Below are 18,915 nucleotides of genomic sequence, written 5' to 3' on the forward strand. Positions count from 1 at the left end.
GTCCCCCGCGGTCCCCCGCGCCCGTGCCCCCACACGGGCGCGGGGGTGCGCGTCAGCCGTTGAATCCGCCTCCGCAGATGATGACCTGCCCGCTGACGTAGTCGGACTCCGGCGAGCACAGCATGTAGACGGACCCGGCCGCCTCCTCCGGCGTGCCCGCCCGGCCCAGCGGAATGCCCTTCTCCAACTGCGCCAGCAGGTCGGGGTTGACGCCGACCGCGATGTCGCGGCCCGCGACGTTGATGGTGGATCCGCCGCCCGCGGGCGCCTCGGTGAGGCGGGTCCGGATCAGCCCGAACGCCACGCAGTTGACCGTCACGTCGTAGCGGCCCCACTCCTTGGCGAGCGTTTTGGTGAGCCCGATGACGCCGGCCTTGGCCGAGGAGTAATTGACCTGGCCCGCGTTGCCCGCCGTACCGGCGACGCTGGAGATGTTGACGACCTTCCGGGTGATCCGCGCCTCGCCAGCGGCGCGCTCGGCCTTCACCGCGGCCGAGATGACCGGCTGGGCCGCGCGCAGGATGCGGAACGGGGCCTTGAGGTGGACGTCGAGGATGGCGTCCCACTGCTCGTCGGTCATCTTCTGGATGACGGTGTCCCAGGTGTAGCCGGCGTTGTTCACGATGATGTGCAGCCCGCCGAACTCCTCGACGGCCGTGCCGACGAAGCGGGCGGCGAAGTCGTCGTCGGTGACGCTGCCGACGCAGGCCACGGCGTGGCCGCCGCCCGCGCGGATGGCCTCGACGGTCTCCTTGGCCGGGCCGTCGTCGAGGTCGTTGACGACGACGTTCGCGCCCTCGGCGGCGAGTTTGAGGGCGATCGCCCGGCCGATGCCGCGGCCGGAGCCGGACACGATCGCCGTCCTGCCGGCGAGCTTGAGGCTCATCGCTGTCCTTCCGTGTGCGCCGGGCGGATGTCGATCACGGCCGTCCCGGTCAGGGTGGTGGTGCCGTCGGCGAGCCGTACGGCGAGGGCGAGGGTGGCGAGGCCGTCCTCGATCGCGGTCACGGTGCCGTGGCAGGTCGGCCGCGCGTGGACGGGGGTGATCGCCGTGAAGCGGACGGAGAACGAGCGCAGCCGGTCCTGCGGCGCCCATCTGGTCAGCAGCCGGCCCAGGTAGGCCATGGAGAGCATGCCCTGGGCGAAGACGTCGTCGAGGCCGGCGGCGCGGGCCGCGTCGATGTCGATGTGCACCTCGTTGTGGTCGCCCGACGCGCCCGCGAACAGGGCGAGCGTGGTGCGCGTGATCGGCTCGATCGGCAGCGGTTCGAGCTCGTCGCCCACCTTGAGGTCGGCGAGAGAGGCGAGCGAGGAGGCGGCGGTCATGCGGTCACCCCGCTGCGGAGGATGAGCAGCGACTCGGCGGTGAGCACCCGCTCGTCGCCGCGGAAAATCTCGCTGCGCTTGATGACAAAGTCCATGGTGGGGGTCTTGGCGTAGGCGTCGACGACGTAGGAGCGGCAGACGAGTTCGTCGCCGGCGTAGGCGAGGCGGTCGTAGGTGAAGGACTGCTGCCCGTGCAGCGCCAGGGCCGGGTCGAAGCCCAGTTGCTCGGCGTACGCGAACGGGAACGGCGACTCGGCCTCCATCGCGAACAGGAACGTCGGCGGGGCCGGGATGTCGGGGTGCCCGGCCGCGCGGGCCGCGTCCACGTCGAGGTAGACGGGGTCGGTCTCGCCGATGGCGCGGGCGAAGAAGATCAGCCGCCCGCGCTCCAGGGTCAGGGTCGACTCGGGGATCTCGACGGCCTTGGTGGCTTCCAGGTCCAGGGCCACGTGCTCAGCTCACCTTCTCGTAGAGGGTCACGACGGCCGCGCCGCCGAGGCCGATGTTGTGCTGCAGCGCCAGCCGGGCGCCCTCGACCTGGCGGGCGCCCGCGGTGCCGCGCAGCTGCCAGACGAGCTCGGCGCACTGGGCGAGGCCGGTCGCGCCGAGGGGGTGCCCCTTGGAGAGCAGCCCGCCGGAGGGGTTGGTGACGACCTTGCCGCCGTAGGTGTTGTCGCCGTCGGCGACGAACTTCTCGCCCTCGCCCTCGGGGGTGAGGCCGAGCGCCTCGTAGGAGATGAGCTCGTTGGTGGAGAAGCAGTCGTGCAGCTCGACCACGTCGACGTCCTCGGGGCCGACGCCCGCGGCCTCGTAGACGTCGCGGGCCGCGGCGGCGGACATGTCGTAGCCGACGATCTTGCGCATGTCGCCGGAGTCGAACGTGCTCGGCGTGTCGGTCGTCATCGCCTGGGCGCGGACCCGTACGGAGGTGTCGAGGCCGTGGCGCTCGGCGAAGTCGGCGCTGCACACGACGGCCGCCGCCGCGCCGCAGGTGGGCGGGCAGCACATCAGGCGGGTCAGCGGGCCGTAGATGTGCGGCGAGTTCAGCACCTGCTCGACGGTGATCTCGTCGCGGAAGACGGCGTACGGGTTGTGCGCGGCGTGCTTGCGCGCCTTGACGGAGATCTTGGCGAACGTCTCCAGGCTGGTGCCGTACCGCTCCATGTGCTCGCGGCCCGCGCCGCCGAACATCTGGGCGGCGAACGGCCCGTTAGTGGGCTCCTGGAGCTTCGCCATCGGCTCGTCCCAGCGCCCGAGCGGGGAGGTGCGGTCGTTGTACACCATCGTCAGGGCGCCGTTCGCCATCTGCTCGAAGCCGAGCGCGAGCACGCAGTCGGCCGCGCCGCTCTCCACGGCCTGCCGGGCCAGCCACAGGGCCGAGGAGCCGGTGGAGCAGTTGTTGTTCACGTTCAGGATCGGGATGCCCGTGAGGCCGACGTCGTACAGGGCGGCCTGGCCGGAGGTCGAGTCGCCGTAGACCCAGCCGGCGTACGCCTGCTGGATGAGGGAGTAGTCCACACCGGCGTCGCGGAGCGCCTCGCGGGCGGCGTCGGCGCCCATGCGCTCGTACCGCGCGCCGGCGCTGGGCCTGGTGAACGGGACCATGCCGACTCCCACGACGTGGACCGCGCGGGTGGCTCCGGTGCTGCGGACGTCGTTCATCGATGACCTTTCTTGCCTGGCGATCCCTTTCGGGGGGATCTGGCGGTGTGTAGGCCAAACATCACACGCAGGCCGAAATTAGTCAAGACGTACTAGTTTGAGCTGACCAAAAGGTGGAGGCGTGCTCTAGACTCGCGACCATGAGCCAATCCCCCGCCCTCCCGGTCCAGAAGCGCGCCTGGGACACCCGCACGCGCATCCTGGAGGCGGCCGTCGCCTGTCTCGCCGAGGAGGGGTACGCCGAGGCCACCACCTCGCGCATCCAGGCGCGGGCCGGGGTGTCCCGGGGAAGCCTGCTGCACCAGTTCCCGTCGAAGGACGACCTGCTGATCGCCGCGGTGCACCACCTGGCCGCCGCGCGTACGGCGGACCTGGAGGAGCAGGGGCGGCGGACGGCGGGCGACATCGACGCGGCCGTGGAGGCGCTGTGGGACACCCTGCACGGACCGCTGTTCGCCGCGACGCTTGAGCTGTGGATCGCCGCCAAGAACAACGCCGAGCTCGCGGCCGTGCTCTCGCCCAAGGAACACGAGCTCGGCAAGGCGATCCGGACCGTGCTCGGCAAACTGTTCGGCCCCGAGCTGGCGGCCCGGCCGGGCTTTTACGACCTGCTGTCGCTGCTGGTGACGAGCATGCGCGGCGTGGCGCTCACGTACACCTTCGAGCGGCGTGACCACCGCACGGATCCTCACCTGGCGGTGTGGAAGAAGCTCGCGCACGACGTGCTCGGCTGAGCCGGGGGTTCTCGCGCGGCGCCGGCCGACCGCCGGACCGACCCGCCGGACCACGGAATACCCACCGGCCGGGAGGGCTTTTAGTACATGTCGGGTACGGGAACCGCGTTCCGGAAACCGCGAGGCCCCGTCGAACGCCGCCGTACCGTCCGTCCCACCGTCCGTGCGGAACGCCGCGGCGAACCCGGCGACCATCCCCCGGGACGCGTTTCCCCAGGAAGGCCCATCCCCTTGGTTCCCGCCACCCGGTTCACCGTCGGCGGGAAAGGCCCCGCGTCCCTCGACCGGCGGAGCTCCTACGGCAATGTCACATGGTCATCTCGGTCATTTGTCGCAGTCAACTCCCTTCCGATGCCGGACGAAACGAAGGTAACGGTCAGGTCTACTGATCGCAGGCGGTTCCGCCGACGCCCGCTACTGGAAGGAACGAAGGCCATGGCGATGCAGCAGGAGGTTTCCGGCTCCGGGCGCCGAGCTTCCACTGTCGCGGACCTGGTCCGCAACATCGGCTACGAGGTGATGCCGTTCAAGAAGACCGAGCAGGATGTGCTCGCGTACGTGCCGAAGACCATTCCGCTCACCGTCACCGTCACCGAGGCCAAGGGCATCGACCACACCCTGAACCTCGCCGAGGCCCTGCATCGTCACGGCTACACCGTCGCGCCGCACCTGCCGGCCCGCCAGTTCGTCGACAAGCAGCACGTCGCCGACGTGGTCGCCCGTCTGACGGAGGCCGGCATCCGCAGGGTGTTCTGCGTCGGCGGCGACGCGCCCAACCCGGCGGGCGAGTTCACCGAGTCGTACCAACTGCTGAAGGCGATGGAGGAGCTGAACCACCCCTTCGAGAACATCGGCATCGGCGGCTACCCCGAAGGCCACGCGCTCATCCCGCAGGACGCGATCGACCTGGCGCTGAAGCAGAAGGCCCCGATGGCGACCCGGATCATGACGCAGATCTGCTTCGACGCCACCACGACCGCCACCTGGGCCAAGCGCATCGCCGCCGAGGGCGTCGAACTGCCGGTGTACGTCGGCATGCCGGGGCCGGTGAACCGCCAGAAGCTGATCAGGATCTCGGCCGGCATCGGCCTCGGCCAGTCCGCCCGGTTCCTGCAGAAGCAAAGCGGCCTACTGTGGAAGTTCCTGCTGCCCGGCGCCTACAACCCCACGAAACTGGTCAAGCGGCTCGCGTCCGCCTCCGCCAAGATCGGCGGCGGCAACATCGCCGGGCTGCACATCTTCACGTTCAACGAACTGGAGGGGACCGAGGCGTGGCGGCGCAAGCTGCTCGCGGCGGTCGCCGGGAGGGACGATCGGTCATGAGTGAGCACCGCAACGCCGATTACGGCCGCCTGATCGTGCAGGGCGCCGACCGGCCGGGAATCGTCAACAGCGTGTCCGGTGTGCTCGCCGAGCAGGGGGCCAACATCGTCTCGCTCGACCAGTACTCCAGCGACCCCTCCGGCGGGCGGTTCTTCCAGCGCACCGTCTTCCACCTGGAGGGCCTCGCGGCCCGGATCGACGCTCTGAGAGCGGCGCTCGACGCCAAGCTCGGCGAGGAGCTGGGCCTGGACTTCCGGCTGGTGGAGGCGAAGCGCCGCAAGCGTGCCGCGATCTTCGTGTCGAAGGCGGACCACTGCCTGCTCGACCTGCTGTGGCGGCAGCGCCGCGACGAGATCGCGATGACCGTGTCGATGGTGGTGTCGAACCACCCCGACCTCGGCGACCAGGTACGGCAGTTCGACATCCCCTTCTTCTACGTCCCGGTGGAGAAGGGCAACAAGACGCCCGCCGAGAAGGAGCAGGTCAACCTCGTCAAGGGCAACGTGGACCTGGTCATCCTCGCCCGCTACATGCAGATCCTCTCCGGCGACTTCCTCGAGGAGGTCGGCGTCCCGGTGATCAACATCCACCACTCGTTCCTGCCGGCCTTCATCGGGGCCGGGCCGTACCAGCGGGCCAAGGAACGGGGTGTGAAGCTGGTCGGCGCGACCGCGCACTACGTGACCGAGGACCTCGACGAGGGTCCGATCATCGAACAGGACGTCATCCGGGTGACGCACGCCGACACGGTCGCGGAGCTGCAGCGCAAGGGCGCGGACGTGGAGCGGCTCGTGCTGTCCCGCGCGGTCGCCTGGCACTGCGAGGACCGCGTCATCCGGGACGGCAACAGCACGGTCGTGTTCTAGGAGAACCAGTGACAGCACAGATTCTGGACGGCCGGGCCGTCTCGGCGGGCATGCTCGACGACGTCAAACACGACGTCGGCGAGTTCATCAAGGAGTACGGCCGCGTACCGGTCCTGGCGACGGTGCTGGTGGGCGACGACCCCGCCTCCCACACCTACGTCCGGATGAAGGCGAACCGGTGCGCGAAGGTCGGCATGACCTCGCGCCGCATCGAGCTGGACGCCTCGATCAGCACCGAGACGCTGGTCGACCGGATCCGGGAGCTGTCCGCCGACCCCGGCGTCGACGGCATCCTGCTCCAGCACCCGGTGCCCGATCACATCGACGAGCGCGCCGCCTTCGAGGCGATCGCGCCGTCCAAGGACGTCGACGGGGTCACCCGCACGTCCTTCGCCATGATGGCCTTCGACGAGGGCGGGTTCTCCTCGGCCACGCCCGGCGGCATCATGGCGCTGCTCGACGCGTACGACATCCCCCTGTCGGGCAAGCACGCGGTCGTGATCGGCCGCAGCCCGATCCTCGGCAAGCCCGTCGGGATGCTGCTGCTGGCCCGCGACGCGAGCGTCACCTACTGCCACTCGCGCACCGTCGACCTCGCCGCGCACGTCCGCGAGGCGGACGTGGTGATCGCGGCCGTCGGCCGGCCGGCGCTCATCCGCGGCGAGTGGATCAAGCCCGGCGCCGTCGTCGTCGACGCCGGTTACGCCGACAACAGGGGCGACGTGGAGTACGAGGCGGCGGCCGAGCGGGCGTCGTACATCACCCCGGTGCCCGGCGGAGTCGGCCCCATGACCATCGCCACCCTGCTCGCACAGACGATCAGGGCGGCGCGCGAGCACGAGGCCGCGCGCCAGAACTCCGCGATTCCGGCCTGAGGTTGGGGAATGAGCAAGGTACGCGACAACTATGTGCTCGACGTGAGCGCGGGCCGGCGAGGCTACGCGCTGAACCGGATGTGCGGTTCGCTGACGGATCCGGAGAACCGGCGCCGCTTCCTCGCCGACGAGGCCGCCTACTGCGACGCGTACGGGCTCTCGCCCGAGCAGAAGCGGGCGATCCTCGAACGCGACTGGACGGCGATGCTGGACCTCGGGGCGTCGATCTTCTACACGGTGAAGCTCGCCATGGTGGACAAGAAGTCGGTGCAGGACCTCGGCGCGGTCTTCACCGGCATGACCACCGAGGAGTTCACCGCGACCATGCGCGCAGGGGGGCGGCGTTTTGGCTGAGGTGATCTGGGGGCTGGCCACCTCCCACGTGCCCGCCATCGGCGCGGCCATCGACCACGACAAGACCGAGGACTCCTACTGGAAACCCCTGTTCGACGGCTACGCGCCGGCGCGCAGGTGGATGGCCGAGCACCGGCCCGACGTGGCCGTGATCGTGTACAACGACCACGCCAACGGCGTCGGCATGGACCTGGTGCCGGCCTTCGGGATCGGCACCGCCGAGTCGTACGAGGTCGCCGACGAGGGGTGGGGGCCGCGGCCGGTGCCGGCGGTGACCGGCGCGCCCGAGCTGAGCGAGCATCTGGTGCGCGAGCTCGTGGACTCCTCGTTCGACATCGCCACATTCAACCGGCTGCGGGTCGACCACGGGCTCACCGTGCCGCTGTCGGTGTACTGCCCGGACCCCGGCGACGCCTGGCCGTGCGCGGTGGTCCCGCTGCTGGTCAACGTGCTGCAGTACCCGCAGCCCACGGCGGCCCGGTGCTACGCCCTCGGGCGGGCGCTCGGGCGGGCGATCCGGTCGTTCCCGCAGGATCTGAAGGTCGCGGTATTCGGCACCGGCGGCATGTCCCACCAGCTCGCCGGGGCCCGCGCCGGGCTGATCAACGAGCCCTTCGACCGCATGTTCCTGGAGGAGATCGAGCACGATCCGGAGTCGCTGGCCGCGCTCAGCCGCGAGGACTACATCGAGCAGGCCGGGACCGAGGGCATCGAGCTGATCATGTGGCTGGTGATGCGCGGGGCGCTGGGCGACAACATCGCCCGGGTGCACGACACCTATCACGTGCCGGTGTCCAACACGGCGGCGGCGCTGGCGCTCTTCGAGAACCTCGGGGACGAGGAGATCGGGGGCCGGGCCGCGGCCTGATCCCCCTGTTCGCCGGTACGGCGACGGCCGTGCCGTACCGGCCCGTCCCGGTGCCCCGCCGGGACGAAACCACAAGCTCAGACCGGCGGTGAGGCCGCGATTCTTCGCGCTTCACACCTGCGTAATCCCTTACGTCAAATGACTCACCGGCCATTGCCGGTCATGGCCACTGCACTCCAACCCTTCGCCATGTGAACGGCACAGGGCGAAGGAATAGCTTGAAGCCGACGGAAGTGCCGACGGCGTCAAACGAGAACGGGTAAAAAATGACTGCGAAGAACCTGCAGGAACTGCTGGACCAGACGGGCAACACGGTAGAGCTGCTCCGCAACTCCCAGCTCGGTGCCTACATCTACCCGGTCGTCCCCGCCGAGTTCACGAACTGGCGTCGCGAGGTCCGGGCCTGGCGTGAGACCGCCGTGCTGTTCGACCAGTCACACCACATGGTCAACCTGTTCATCTCCGGCCCGGACGCGCTGAAGCTGATTTCCGACACCGGCATCAACAGCGTGGCGAACTTCGAGGTCAACATGGCCAAGCAGTTCGTCCCGGTCTCCCCCGAGGGAGGAGTCATCGGAGATGGAATCCTCTTCCGCGAGTCGGAGGAGGAGTTCACCTTCGTCGGCCGCGCCCCGGTGGCCAACTGGCTGCAGTTCTACGGCGGCAAGGGCTACAACGTCGACATCCGCCTCGACCAGCGCTCCCCGATGCGCCCGTACGGCAAGGCCGTGTCGCGTGACCTGTGGCGTTTCCAGATCCAGGGCCCGAACGCCTGGCCGATCATCGAGAAGCTGCACGGCGGCCCGCTCGAGCAGCTCCGCTTCTTCCGCATGAGCTACATGAACATCGCCGGCGAGCGGGTGCGCACCCTGCGCCACGGCATGGCGGGCGCGCCGGGCCTGGAGATCTGGGGCCCGTACGAGACCTACGAGAAGATCCGCGACGCCATCCTCGAGGCCGGCCGCGAGTTCGGCATCGAGCCCTGCGGCTCGCGCGCCTACTCCAGCAACACCCTGGAGTCCGGCTGGATCCCCTCGCCCCTCCCGGCCGTCTACACCGCCGAGGAGCTGCGCCCGTACCGCGAGTGGCTGGGCGTGGACAGCTACGAGGCCACCAACGCCCTCGCCGGCAGCTTCATCTCCGACGACATCAAGGACTACTACCTCAACCCCTGGGAGCTCGGCTACGGCTCCTTCGTGAAGTTCGACCACGACTTCATGGGCGCCGACGCGCTGCGCGAGATCGAGAAGAACAAGGACGCCCAGCGCCGCAAGGTCACCCTCGCCTGGAACGCCGAGGACCTGGGCAAGATCTTCGCCTCCCTCGCCGACCCGCAGGGCCCGGGCCACCAGTTCTTCGACGTCCCGAACGCCAACTACGGCTCCTCCAACTACGACGCCGTGATCGACGCCGACGACAACGTCGTGGGCCTGTCCCTGTTCACCGGCTACAGCGCCAACGAGCGCTCCGGCCTGTCCCTGGCGACCGTCAACCCCGACGTGCCGATCGGCGCCGAGGTCCGCGTCATCTGGGGCGAGCCGAACGGCGGCACCAAGAAGCTCACCGTCCAGGAGCACGAGCCCATCGCCGTCCGCGCCATCGTGAGCAAGGCCCCGTACTCCAAGGTGGTGCAGGAGGAGTACCAGCCGGGCTGGCGCTCCGCCCCGGTCGCCTGACGCCGACCGGCCCCACCCCCTCCGCCGCCCGGCGGCGGGTCCTGGACGATCCCCAGGGCGAGGCGACAGGTCCTGCCCTCGCCCTGGGCGATCCCCAGCGCCGCTGGACACGCTGCGGCCTCGCTGTCGTCGCACCGACCGCCCCACAGCACATAGGCGATGTTTCCGCTTCCCGCCGGGCGGACCGCGTGGTGTGGATATTGGCGGTGTAACGGGTCATCACACCGCCCTAGACCTTGGCGAAACGGCCTTATCGAGATCGCTCCTCTGCTGCTGCAGTGAGGAGGAAGGTCGAGTATCTTCCACGGGTGAGTGCCACGTAGATCTGCCGATCACCGGCCCGGCCGCGGTCAAGGCCGGTGCGCAGGGCGGAGAGATCCTCCTCCCTCGCCAGGAAACCGACCGCGTCCCACTCCCGCCCTTTCGCCTGGTGCACGGTCATGCCGGGGATGAAACCGGTGGACTGTGACTCAACACGCCTCGCGAGATTCCGCAGAAGCCTTCTGAGGCCGTGCGTCACTGCGAGCCATCTCCCAGTCGGGCCGACTTCCCTCACCACCTGAAGCAGTCTCTCTCCTGCGGCATCCACAGCATCCACACCGCCTTTGCGAAGAGTGAGCAGGACATCATCCAATTCCTCTCCCAAGTCCACGTCGGTAGGAAGGTTCAGCCGCCGAAGGGCGTCATTGACGTAGACAGCCTCAGTCTTCAGGACGGTGGACGCGAAGCGATTCAGCAGGAGCGTCGCGAGCGCCTTCTCCGAACTGGTCGGTCGCCCGAACGACAACGGCAAGATCTCCGGTCCGAGCCGCCACATGTCCTCCCATCTAGCCGCGAGTGCGACATCGAGCGGTCCAGCAGCTTCCCAGCGGGGTATCGTGACGGGACGCCCGGTGCGCATGTGCTCAGCGAGTTCTCGCGTCGCCGCGTTCCGAAATCGGAACGATCTTCTCAGCCGCACCGGGTGAAAGCCGTAGTTCATGAGCAGCGCTTCGGCGAGCAACGGTCGTGCGCCACGAAACTCGTAGAGCGCCTGCCACGGGTCGCCGATCAGGGTCATCGAGACATCCTGCTCGCATAGCAGCTCCAAGATTCGCAGGTCGAGCTCGTTGACGTCGAATGCTTCGTCGACGATGACGGACCGTACCGAAGCTCGGAGGAAATCCGCTATCGCGGCCTTCAGCACCCGGCGGTCCAGGGCACCGGCGATGACCGTGCGGATCTCGTCATGTGTGCACCGCCCCTCGGCCAGCGGGCCGTGGAATTGCTCCGGGCCGCCGAACTCGATCTGGCCGGACTCGACGATGTGCAGCACGGGAGCCAGACGGGGTTTCCACGACTGCCACGTCCGCACGCCCCATGCCTCCCACGTATCACTGACCTTGAGCTCCTCATGACCGCCGGGCCAGCGCAGTTGCCCCATCCGGAGGAGCCAAGTCAGGATGTCGCGCAGGAGGGAGTCGAGAGTGTCGATACGGTTCGGCCACCTCAACGCGGCCGAACCCCAGCGGGATCGGACCCGCTCGCATAATTCGGCGGCTGCCAGCCGGGTATACGCGAAACCAAGGGTGGCGCGGCCGTCGGCCGGAGCTCCGTAGTGCTGCAGGCCGAACCGCTCCGCCGCCACACTCGTCTTCCCGGCTCCGGGAGACGCCTCGATGTAGAGACGTTTATCCACGGCCGACGCCGCACGCAGCTGCTCGTCAATCAACTCGGGAGGCCTATACATCGGAGCTCCCGGACAGGGTGTCACCGTCGTCCTTCATCGAGTCATCCGTCGCACCTGCCTCGCCTGCGGTCACGTCGTCTTCGGTCTGGTAGACGAAGTCGAATAGATCGGCCATGTGCTTCGGCACCTGCACGGGACAGTCGATCTCGCCCCGCACCACCTTGTCCACGATCTGAGCCACCTGCAAGGCGAACTCGCCCTTGAGCTTGGCGGCCGGCCCCGCCGACCGCTTGGTGCCGTCTGTCGCCTTACCCTGGGACCTGAAAAGCTCGTAGATCGTCGTCGGACTGATCACGTCGGGCTTCGGCACGCTCAGGGCGTCCAGCGCCCGAGCCACGATCTCTTCGTTGCCCTCGGTGATGGCGGGCTCCAGCGTCGGGTGGCTGGGGAAGAAGCCCACCACCCGATCGTCGTGTTCGGCGAGCCACGGCGGCGGCGTCGGAAGCTGATCGAGGGGCTGATCTGAGTCACGCATGATCGCGATGCGTGCGCAGAGCTCATGCTCCTTCGTCGCCAGGAGACGTACGATCCACGGCCCCACCTTCGTACCGACAGGCACGATCTCCAGGGCGTTGATGAACGACCGCTTTCGCTGATCATCACCTGCCCACACCAAACCGAACTGACGCAATATGAGCACGTCAGTCACGCCCTCGACAACGGCGAGCCGCTCAGCGAAGAGCGCGGACGATCGCATGGCGTCCATATGCAGCCGGGCTCTGGTGAACACCTCGTTCCGCCCCTTAATCGGGAGCATGGCAAGAGTACGGGCGGCCCTCTTTCCGTCGGCAAGGCGGCGCAGGACGACCAGCTCGGTCGGATCGCAGGCGGAGATGACATCCGTCGCGTTCGTGCTAAGGATCACCTGGATCTCGGGCCGGTTACGCACCAGGGCGCGCAGGTAGCGAGCCAGGCCCTTTTGAAGCTGTGGGTGCAGGTGGGCCTCCGGCTCCTCGATAACCACCGTGGCGTGGAAGGAGTGGGAGGGGAAGAACGACTCCTCCTCCAGCGCCGCCTCCTCCTCCGCGAGACGTGCCCGCTCATCGTGCTCGGCCTCGCGATCCGTCGGCGCCTCGCCGGAGATACCCGCGGTCCGACGGCTCGTCCTCGGAGCCGTGAGGTCCGGGATCGCGGCCAGGGTGAGGGCGATGTGCAGGAGGTTGACGTATCCCAGGCTGCTGATCTCTAGCCGCTTGGCCACCGCCCGGTCATCCGCTGTGGCCAGCAGCAGCTCAAGCACACGCGCCAGGTAGACATCGTCCACCTGCTGGCCGCCGACGAACGGAATGTGCTGGTTGACCCCGTCGGAGAGGTCGGAGAGGTAGGCGCCAATGCGTTCCTCCACCTCCTGGATGAGATTGTGCCGGGCCAGCCGGTCCAGTAGCTGACTCGCGTGCTGCCGCAGGTCGTGCAGACTCCGATAACCGGTAAGTCTCTGCTGGTGTGCCTGAAGCAGATCGATGAGCACGCGAACTTCACGGCGCGCGAGCTCGTCGACCGGGTTCCGGCTGGCGGGCAGGTAGATCAGGCGGATGCGGCCTGCGGCTCCAGGTGTGCGACTCGGCCCTTCCTTCCGAATCCGGCCCATCCACGGCACAAGCCGACGGGACCAGGTGAGCTCCGCCGGGGCCCCCTGGTTGTAGAGCATCCGATCGAGGGTGCCAGGCGCAGCGTTGGGGTCTTGAGGATTCTGGTACGTCACTTCCACGTAGCGGGGATCCTGACCGAGCGCGGTCGCGGGAAACGGGTTCAGCCAGGGAAAGGTCATCTGATGCGCGAGATAGATCGCGTCACTGATCGTGGTCTTCCCTCCGCCGTTGGGGCCGAGGAGGGTCGAGAACCGTCCGGGAAAGTGACACTCGATCAACCCCCCAGCGCTTGCCCTGAATCCCTCGACGGCGACCCGCCTGAGAAACATCTGTCCTCCTGCTCATCAAGTGACTGCTGGTTCTCCGGCCCACCGACGGCGGGCCGGGTGCGTCTGCCAGGCCCCAGACAGGACATGCGCCGTGACACAGTTCCTTCCGGTCTGGGGCATGATCGTCGGTTGTCAGCCGACCCGCTTCCACTCCTGGCAGCGAGTGCTCTCGAAGTACTCGCCCTTCTTGTGAGCGACGCGTACCGGACCAGTGATGTTATCGTTCGCGATGATCGCGCTGAGCTCGCCGGAGGCGTTCCTCAGCCGCGCCCAATAGCAGGTGGAGCCATCCGGCCCGGCGGTCTTGTACGTGCCGGGCCTGATGTCCTCGCCAACGAGGAACTGCCCGTCGCCCGGCATGGCGTCGGCAGGGCGCCCGTCTCCTACTCGCTGGTGTGCGCCGGTCCGGCGGTGACCGTCTCGGTGACCGCCAGCGCGAGCTCGGCAAACGCGCTCACCGCCTCCTCCGCCAATATCGGGGAACGGTTCCCTGACCGCCCGACACACTCACGGATAACATCCCTTTCCCCACGTACGGCGTGCGGCGAGAACCACACCCACTGGCTTTCCTGGCGGCGGGGAGCCACCTTGCGAAACACCGAAAAGACCGAAACAAGGGTTTCGGTCAAATACGATGTATCGTTTTGACGCAGCCCAATTACAGCAAGACAGGCTTATGATCTGCACAGCGCTTCAACTGTCAATGGGCAATAATTGCAAGGTGCCCGGTTCTCCCCACGATGCCGCGTTCGTGTCTTCTAGCCAGCACAGAGGCTACACCAGCAGCCCAAGGCAACAAACGAGATATCACCCGAAACCCCCTTTCCATCCTGCCGGAAATACGAGGAAACGAGAATTTCATCGCCGTCGAAGGCATATGAGGCGGTGCGGCGCCGGCGTGAGGAACCGCCACCCGCTCCGGCCGCCGCGTTCCCGTAAGCGCACGGCGACGTTCTGTCACGACTCGACCGGCCCGGCACGGCGGCCGCCCCCACCGGGGCGAGTGCTTCAGCCGGTCCAGTCCGGCAGCCAGAAATCCCGCAGGCCGTCTCCGGGGACGCGGTCCGCGCAGTACAGGCGCACCCGGAACTCGCCGCGGAACCCCTCCAGGCGCAGGCGGAGCGTGGCCGGACCGGGCTCGGCCCGCCCCGGCAGCGCGGCGGCGAGGTGACCGGGGGTGGTGACCGCGTACGAACGCGTGTGCCCGGCGGCGGTGACGCTCATGAAGACGCTGCCCGACATTTGCGGATAAGCGCGGTATTCGAGGGTGGGCGCGGTGCCGGTGAGGGTGCCCGACCAGCTCTCGGTCAGCGGTCGCGCCGGGGACAGCACGCGGAGCTGCTCCAGCGCCGCGCCCCGGGTCGGCTGCCACAGGGTGAGCGCGAAACCGTGCCGGACCAGAAGCTCCCGGATCGCCGGCGCCTTAGTGGAGTCGTAGCAGTTCCAGCCGTCGCGGTGCACACGGTTGGGGTCGGCGCCGCGCGCCAGGAGGAATTCCGCGATCTCCGTCTGCCCGCTCTCGCAGGCGACCAGCAGCGCCGTCGTGCCGGTGACCCCGTCGTCCTCGTCGACCGGCCGGCCGGAGGCCACGAGTCCGGCGAGGGCCGCGAGGTCGCCCCGGCGTACCACCTCGGCGACGGCGCTAAAGTCGATGTGACCGCCCACCACCTCACGATAAGGCGACGGTACGGCCCGCCGCCCGGCATGCGCGGCCGGCTCCGCCTCGCCATCGACCAACTGCCGCAATTCGAATAAACTGCAGTAAATTGCCCACATGACGCCCACCCAGCTTCGCGCCTTCGCCGCCGTGGTACGGCTCGGCTCGGTCAAACGCGCCGCCGCGGAGCTGGAGGTCTCGGAGGCGGCCGTCTCCCTCCACATCGGCCAGTTGCGCAAGGAACTCGGCGACCAACTCTTCACCCGGACCGCGTCGGGCCTCGCCTTCACCCCCGGCGGGCTGCGCCTGGCCAGCCGCGCCGGCGAACTGCTCAGCCTGCAGGAGCGCACCATCATGGAGGTGAGCCAGGCGGGCGCCGGCCGCCGCCTGCTGCGCGTCGGCGCCTCCAGCGTCTTCGCCGAGTACGCCGCCCCCGGCCTCATCGAGCTGTTCGCGAGCCGCGCCGCCGACCTCGACGTGGAGCTGAGCGTGCACGACCCCCGCCGCTTCCCCGACCTGCTGCACTCCCGCACCCTGGACGTGGCGATCGGCCCGCACGTGGCCGCCGCCGGCGACGAGTCGCTGATCCGCAAACCGTTCCTCAACTACCAGCTCACGATCGTGACCGGCCCCGACCACCCCCTCGCCAAGGTCGAGGCGAGCCTCGGCCAGCTCCGCGACCAGACATGGCTGCTCGGCCCGTCGGCCGCCACCGACGTCGGCGTCGTCCCCGCCCTGCTGCGCCGCATCGGCGTACCCGAGGAGAACCAGCAGATCTTCCAGAGCCACGCCGCCGCCCTGGAGGAGGTCAAACGCAACAACGGCCTCGCCCCCGCCGTCACCTTCGCCATCGCCAAGGACCTCGCCAACGGCACCCTCGTCCGCGTCCCCGGCCCGTCCCTCCGCTTCGACGGCGTCTGGGCCACCCTCACCCTCGCCTCCCAGGGCACTCCCCCGGCCGCCGAGGAACTCGTCCGCTTCGTCACCACCCCGCGCGCCACCCAGGCGATGCTCCGCGGCCCCGGCGTCAGCGTCGGCCGCTTCCGCCCCTCCATCCACGTCACCTTGTGGAGCTGACCCGCCGACACCGGTGACCGCCCGGCCTCGCATCTGATCGATGGCTGTCACCCGATGACTCAGGGTTAGTTAGATTGGGATCGGTCCTGTACCCGGCCCGTGACAGGACGATGCCCTGGGTGGATCCGACGAGTCGAGGGGACGGGGCGCATGGCCGATCTGCGCAGCGTCATAGCGACATTCATCCGCAGGCCCTGGTTCTGGCGCCGGGATCGGCAACTGCCGCTCCTCCTTGTCACCGGTCCCGATGCGGCCGTGGTCGCCGAAGAGGCGATCGCCCCGTTCGCGAAGCATCTGCCCAGCACCACGGTACGAGAGGGCGATCACGCCTCGGTGGCCGCGCTGGTGGCCGCGCTGGCAGGATCCCGTGGCCAGTTGGGAAAACCGGTGGACGGATCATTCCTCCCCGCACCGCGCTTCCCACTCGCGCAGTTCGTTCTGTGGGCCCGCAAGCAGCGCGACGAGCCGCCCGATTCCGGCAACTGGCCGCCGGACCCGCAATCGCACGAGGGCTTCCAGGTGTTCAAAACGCGCCTGAAGGAATGGCGGCGGAAAAGGCCCACGTCGGGGGGAACATGGCGGCTGGTCGTCGACTTCTTCCTCGGGCGCGCCGCGGTCACCTGGGTCCCGCTGGGAACCCTGGTGGTGTGGCTGGCCGCGGGGCCATCCGATCTCGTCGGCGTGTTGCCGTGGCTGCTCGGCATCCTCGTGGCGACGATCGGCATCTGCGCCCAAGGTCTCGGTTCCCTCCGTGGTTCGTTCTTCTACGGCTGGTTCAAACGGCAGCAGTTCACACGCAGGGGCTATTGGGAACGGCTCGCCACGTACGCCCTGCGTCTGGCCAACGCCACCGACGACGACAGCGACAGGCTCCTGGTCCATGCCCTGTGCGAGGACCTCCGACAGGCGTACAAGAAATGGCCGATACCCTGGCCGAGCTGGGGACGCGGGCTCTATTGCCTCCTGCACATCGAAATCGACGACGTCCAGAGCGTCAACGCCCGGTTCCTGCGCCTGCTGGAAGACACATGCGAAACGACCGGCCTGGTCCTGCCGATGCTGGTGATCGCCACCGTGCCCGACGAACTGGCGGGCCCTCGGTTGTCGGCCGCGCCGGCGGAACTGGGCGCGCTCACCGAAAACGTCAGGAAATGGCGCCGGGCACGGCTACGGCATCGAACGTCGCTCCGTCTCGTGGTCCGATCGAACGGACATCACCCATCGCCCGCGCCGCCGTACCGGCTGCGGCCCTGGCGACACCAGGCTCGCGCGATCGGCTACTGGGGCGTCGTCCTGCTGGGGCTGCCCGGCCTGATCATCTGGTTGGCGTTGAGCACCATCAACGGCCGGGCGGCAAGCTGCGGCGGGCTCACCCACGTCGAACGCCTGGGAGGTGAGTGCATCGGCGTCATCAACGCCACGCGCGACGTCCCCCGCGACCTGTTCAAAGCGGAAATCTATGCGATCATGCAGAAGATCGACGCGACCAACCGGGCCGTCGACCGCGCCGGAGAGTATGTGAGCCTGGCCCTGTTCGGCGAGTACTCGGTGGAGACGTCGTGGCCTGACGAAAGATACGCCAGCGCCCTTTCCGAACTGACAGCCGCCGAGGAGTTCCAGCGCGCCGTGATGAGGGCTCCCCGCGTCAAGATTTTGATCGTCAACGCCGGAGACAACTACCGGCAGGGCAAACGAGCCGCCGAACTGGTCACAAAGCTCGCCGAGGAGGATACCCACCTCATGGGCGTCGTGGGGTTGGCGCGCAGCGTTGCGGGCGTCGAACAGGCCGTCAGCCAATTCGACGCCGCGAAGATTCCCGTCGTGTCCACCACCGCCACCGCCGACGACCTCGGAATGGTCAACGGCAGACCTTCCCCCTACTACTTCCATCTCAGCCCGACCAACTTCCGCCAGGCGACGCTCGCAGCCCGCTTCGCGCGCAAGACTCTGCCCACCACCGCCGAAAGGGCCTCGGCGGTGATCGTGCAGGACGGCATGGATGAGGACACCTACACCAACAACCTGGCGGCTGATTTCGCCTCTGCCTTACAGAAGGAGAAATTCACCGTCGGTTCTCCGATCGCCTATGGCGACTCCCAGGACCAAATGACCCCTGCCGTCGCCAAGGCATGTGCGCGGAAACCCCACGTCTTCATGTATGCGGGCCGCGCCTCGGATTTCCTGGACTTCCTCAGGGCGATCGAAGGCAGTGGACCTTGCGGCGACCGACTGCCCGCCAGGGTGATCGCAGGAGACGACGTCAGCAGGGTCGTCGCCGCCCACAGCGGAGAGATCACCAATATGCGACGAGTAATGGTCTACTATGCCTCTCTGGCCAACCGAGAAATATGGAAGGGGAATGAAGACAACGCGTTCCACGCGACCGAATTCATCAGCAGGCTGATCAAGGGCGCACACAAAACCGCTGTGGACGATACCCTCATCCTCACTTATGACGCACTCGACGTCATCTACCGTGCCGCCAATAAGGCGCATCGACCAGGAGGTCGGCTACCGAGTTCGGGAGACGTCCTGTTCCGGCTGTCCCGCACCTTCGGCGAATCCGCTTGGAACGGCTCGAGCGGTGTCATCGACTTCGGTTGGGGCGAGCGACACGACCCGGTGAACAAGGCGATCGCCATCATGCGGGTTGAGTCCGACGCTTCGAGCGTGGAGGTCCGCTGCGGCAGACTGCACCCCAGCGAGTCGCTGCCAACCGATGAGCCCTGCGTCGACCTGCCCGACATTCCGAAGAACGTCCCTTAAGCGGCGAGTCTGCGGTCGAGTTCAGTGTCGAGGACGCACCACACCTCGTCTTCCTCGTCGTAATCATCGGCATCACGGCGTCGT

The 18,915-nt window shown here is 68.1% G+C and carries 18 protein-coding genes; 9 read left to right on the top strand and 9 right to left on the bottom strand.

Translation table 11 applies throughout. From position 1 onward, the window contains the following. Positions 1–52: 52 nt before the first annotated feature. From AB0K60_RS14305 to AB0K60_RS14320, 4 genes are read right to left on the bottom strand one after another with little or no spacing between them, the layout of a single operon-like run. A complete protein-coding gene (locus AB0K60_RS14305) occupies positions 53–886 on the bottom strand; it encodes an SDR family oxidoreductase (protein WP_364053316.1) in 834 nt (277 codons plus the stop codon). Further along, the gene (locus AB0K60_RS14310) at positions 883–1,326 is read right to left on the bottom strand and encodes a MaoC/PaaZ C-terminal domain-containing protein (RefSeq protein ID WP_364053319.1); all 444 of its coding nucleotides are present in this window, start codon (positions 1,324–1,326) and stop codon (positions 883–885) included. Before AB0K60_RS14310 ends, AB0K60_RS14305 begins: the two co-directional genes overlap by 4 nt. Beyond that, positions 1,323–1,775, bottom strand: a complete 453-nt coding sequence (locus tag AB0K60_RS14315; RefSeq protein WP_364053322.1) for a MaoC family dehydratase N-terminal domain-containing protein — start codon at positions 1,773–1,775, stop codon at positions 1,323–1,325. Before AB0K60_RS14315 ends, AB0K60_RS14310 begins: the two co-directional genes overlap by 4 nt. Positions 1,776–1,779: 4 nt before the next feature. Beyond that, positions 1,780–2,988 (bottom strand): lipid-transfer protein, encoded by a 1,209-nt coding sequence (locus AB0K60_RS14320; RefSeq protein WP_364053325.1) that lies wholly within the window; start codon positions 2,986–2,988, stop codon positions 1,780–1,782. Between the two features lie 140 nt (positions 2,989–3,128). Between AB0K60_RS14320 and AB0K60_RS14325 the strand changes: the two genes are divergently transcribed. The 7 genes from AB0K60_RS14325 to AB0K60_RS14355 all read left to right on the top strand — a co-directional run bounded on the left by AB0K60_RS14325 (position 3,129) and on the right by AB0K60_RS14355 (position 9,684). Further along, positions 3,129–3,722 carry a helix-turn-helix domain-containing protein gene (locus AB0K60_RS14325; RefSeq protein WP_364053328.1) on the top strand — a complete coding sequence of 198 codons (594 nt, stop codon included), beginning with the start codon at positions 3,129–3,131 and terminating at the stop codon, positions 3,720–3,722. A 435-nt stretch (positions 3,723–4,157) separates the two neighbouring features. Beyond that, on the top strand, positions 4,158–5,045 hold the full coding sequence (locus AB0K60_RS14330; RefSeq protein WP_364053331.1) for a methylenetetrahydrofolate reductase: 888 nt from the start codon (positions 4,158–4,160) through the stop codon (positions 5,043–5,045). Beyond that, entirely contained in the window at positions 5,042–5,911 is an 870-nt protein-coding gene (gene purU / locus AB0K60_RS14335; RefSeq protein ID WP_364053334.1) for a formyltetrahydrofolate deformylase, read from the top strand. Before AB0K60_RS14330 ends, purU begins: the two co-directional genes overlap by 4 nt. A gap of 8 nt (positions 5,912–5,919) precedes the next feature. Then, positions 5,920–6,786, top strand: coding sequence for a bifunctional 5,10-methylenetetrahydrofolate dehydrogenase/5,10-methenyltetrahydrofolate cyclohydrolase (locus tag AB0K60_RS14340; protein ID WP_364053337.1), 867 nt, complete (start codon positions 5,920–5,922; stop codon positions 6,784–6,786). A 9-nt stretch (positions 6,787–6,795) separates the two neighbouring features. Next, positions 6,796–7,140 carry a hypothetical protein gene (locus AB0K60_RS14345; protein WP_364053340.1) on the top strand — a complete coding sequence of 115 codons (345 nt, stop codon included), beginning with the start codon at positions 6,796–6,798 and terminating at the stop codon, positions 7,138–7,140. 1 nt (position 7,141) lies between these two features. Then, positions 7,142–8,008: a class III extradiol dioxygenase subunit beta gene (locus AB0K60_RS14350; RefSeq protein WP_364053502.1), complete on the top strand. Its 867-nt coding sequence runs from the start codon at positions 7,142–7,144 to the stop codon at positions 8,006–8,008. A gap of 266 nt (positions 8,009–8,274) precedes the next feature. Beyond that, the gene (locus tag AB0K60_RS14355; protein ID WP_364053343.1) at positions 8,275–9,684 is read left to right on the top strand and encodes a hypothetical protein; all 1,410 of its coding nucleotides are present in this window, start codon (positions 8,275–8,277) and stop codon (positions 9,682–9,684) included. Positions 9,685–9,934: 250 nt separating this feature from the next. On the opposite strand, the gene AB0K60_RS14360 is transcribed toward AB0K60_RS14355, so the two are convergent. The 5 genes from AB0K60_RS14360 to AB0K60_RS14380 all read right to left on the bottom strand — a co-directional run bounded on the left by AB0K60_RS14360 (position 9,935) and on the right by AB0K60_RS14380 (position 14,996). Then, complete coding sequence (locus tag AB0K60_RS14360) at positions 9,935–11,395, bottom strand: UvrD-helicase domain-containing protein (RefSeq protein ID WP_364053346.1); 1,461 nt, start codon at positions 11,393–11,395, stop codon at positions 9,935–9,937. Between the two features lie 10 nt (positions 11,396–11,405). Next, positions 11,406–13,331: an AAA family ATPase gene (locus AB0K60_RS14365; protein ID WP_364053349.1), complete on the bottom strand. Its 1,926-nt coding sequence runs from the start codon at positions 13,329–13,331 to the stop codon at positions 11,406–11,408. A 132-nt stretch (positions 13,332–13,463) separates the two neighbouring features. Continuing rightward, the gene (locus tag AB0K60_RS14370) at positions 13,464–13,691 is read right to left on the bottom strand and encodes a hypothetical protein (RefSeq protein WP_364053352.1); all 228 of its coding nucleotides are present in this window, start codon (positions 13,689–13,691) and stop codon (positions 13,464–13,466) included. A gap of 23 nt (positions 13,692–13,714) precedes the next feature. After that, positions 13,715–13,960, bottom strand: coding sequence for a hypothetical protein (locus AB0K60_RS14375; protein WP_364053355.1), 246 nt, complete (start codon positions 13,958–13,960; stop codon positions 13,715–13,717). A gap of 379 nt (positions 13,961–14,339) precedes the next feature. After that, on the bottom strand, positions 14,340–14,996 hold the full coding sequence (locus AB0K60_RS14380) for an ankyrin repeat domain-containing protein (protein WP_364053358.1): 657 nt from the start codon (positions 14,994–14,996) through the stop codon (positions 14,340–14,342). A 109-nt stretch (positions 14,997–15,105) separates the two neighbouring features. On the opposite strand from AB0K60_RS14380, the gene AB0K60_RS14385 reads away from it, so the two are divergent. Further along, complete coding sequence (locus AB0K60_RS14385; protein WP_364053361.1) at positions 15,106–16,065, top strand: LysR family transcriptional regulator; 960 nt, start codon at positions 15,106–15,108, stop codon at positions 16,063–16,065. Positions 16,066–16,215: 150 nt separating this feature from the next. After that, positions 16,216–18,831, top strand: a complete 2,616-nt coding sequence (locus tag AB0K60_RS14390) for an ABC transporter substrate-binding protein (RefSeq protein WP_364053364.1) — start codon at positions 16,216–16,218, stop codon at positions 18,829–18,831. Positions 18,832–18,915: the final 84 nt, after the last annotated feature.

It is taken from the genome of Thermopolyspora sp. NPDC052614 (assembly GCF_040678635.1).
In the GTDB taxonomy this organism is placed as follows: domain Bacteria; phylum Actinomycetota; class Actinomycetes; order Streptosporangiales; family Streptosporangiaceae; genus Thermopolyspora.

Bases quoted from the DNA above. Each gene is read 5' to 3' on its own strand.
- AB0K60_RS14305 (WP_364053316.1), bottom strand. From the start codon at position 886: ATGAGCCTCAAGCTCGCCGGCAGGACGGCGATCGTGTCCGGCTCCGGC.
- AB0K60_RS14310 (WP_364053319.1), bottom strand. From the start codon at position 1,326: ATGACCGCCGCCTCCTCGCTCGCCTCTCTCGCCGACCTCAAGGTGGGC.
- AB0K60_RS14320 (WP_364053325.1), bottom strand. From the start codon at position 2,988: ATGAACGACGTCCGCAGCACCGGAGCCACCCGCGCGGTCCACGTCGTG.
- AB0K60_RS14325 (WP_364053328.1), top strand. From the start codon at position 3,129: ATGAGCCAATCCCCCGCCCTCCCGGTCCAGAAGCGCGCCTGGGACACC.
- AB0K60_RS14330 (WP_364053331.1), top strand. From the start codon at position 4,158: ATGGCGATGCAGCAGGAGGTTTCCGGCTCCGGGCGCCGAGCTTCCACT.
- purU (WP_364053334.1), top strand. From the start codon at position 5,042: ATGAGTGAGCACCGCAACGCCGATTACGGCCGCCTGATCGTGCAGGGC.
- AB0K60_RS14345 (WP_364053340.1), top strand. From the start codon at position 6,796: ATGAGCAAGGTACGCGACAACTATGTGCTCGACGTGAGCGCGGGCCGG.
- AB0K60_RS14355 (WP_364053343.1), top strand. From the start codon at position 8,275: ATGACTGCGAAGAACCTGCAGGAACTGCTGGACCAGACGGGCAACACG.
- AB0K60_RS14365 (WP_364053349.1), bottom strand. From the start codon at position 13,331: ATGTTTCTCAGGCGGGTCGCCGTCGAGGGATTCAGGGCAAGCGCTGGG.
- AB0K60_RS14370 (WP_364053352.1), bottom strand. From the start codon at position 13,691: ATGCCGGGCGACGGGCAGTTCCTCGTTGGCGAGGACATCAGGCCCGGC.
- AB0K60_RS14385 (WP_364053361.1), top strand. From the start codon at position 15,106: ATGACGCCCACCCAGCTTCGCGCCTTCGCCGCCGTGGTACGGCTCGGC.
- AB0K60_RS14390 (WP_364053364.1), top strand. From the start codon at position 16,216: ATGGCCGATCTGCGCAGCGTCATAGCGACATTCATCCGCAGGCCCTGG.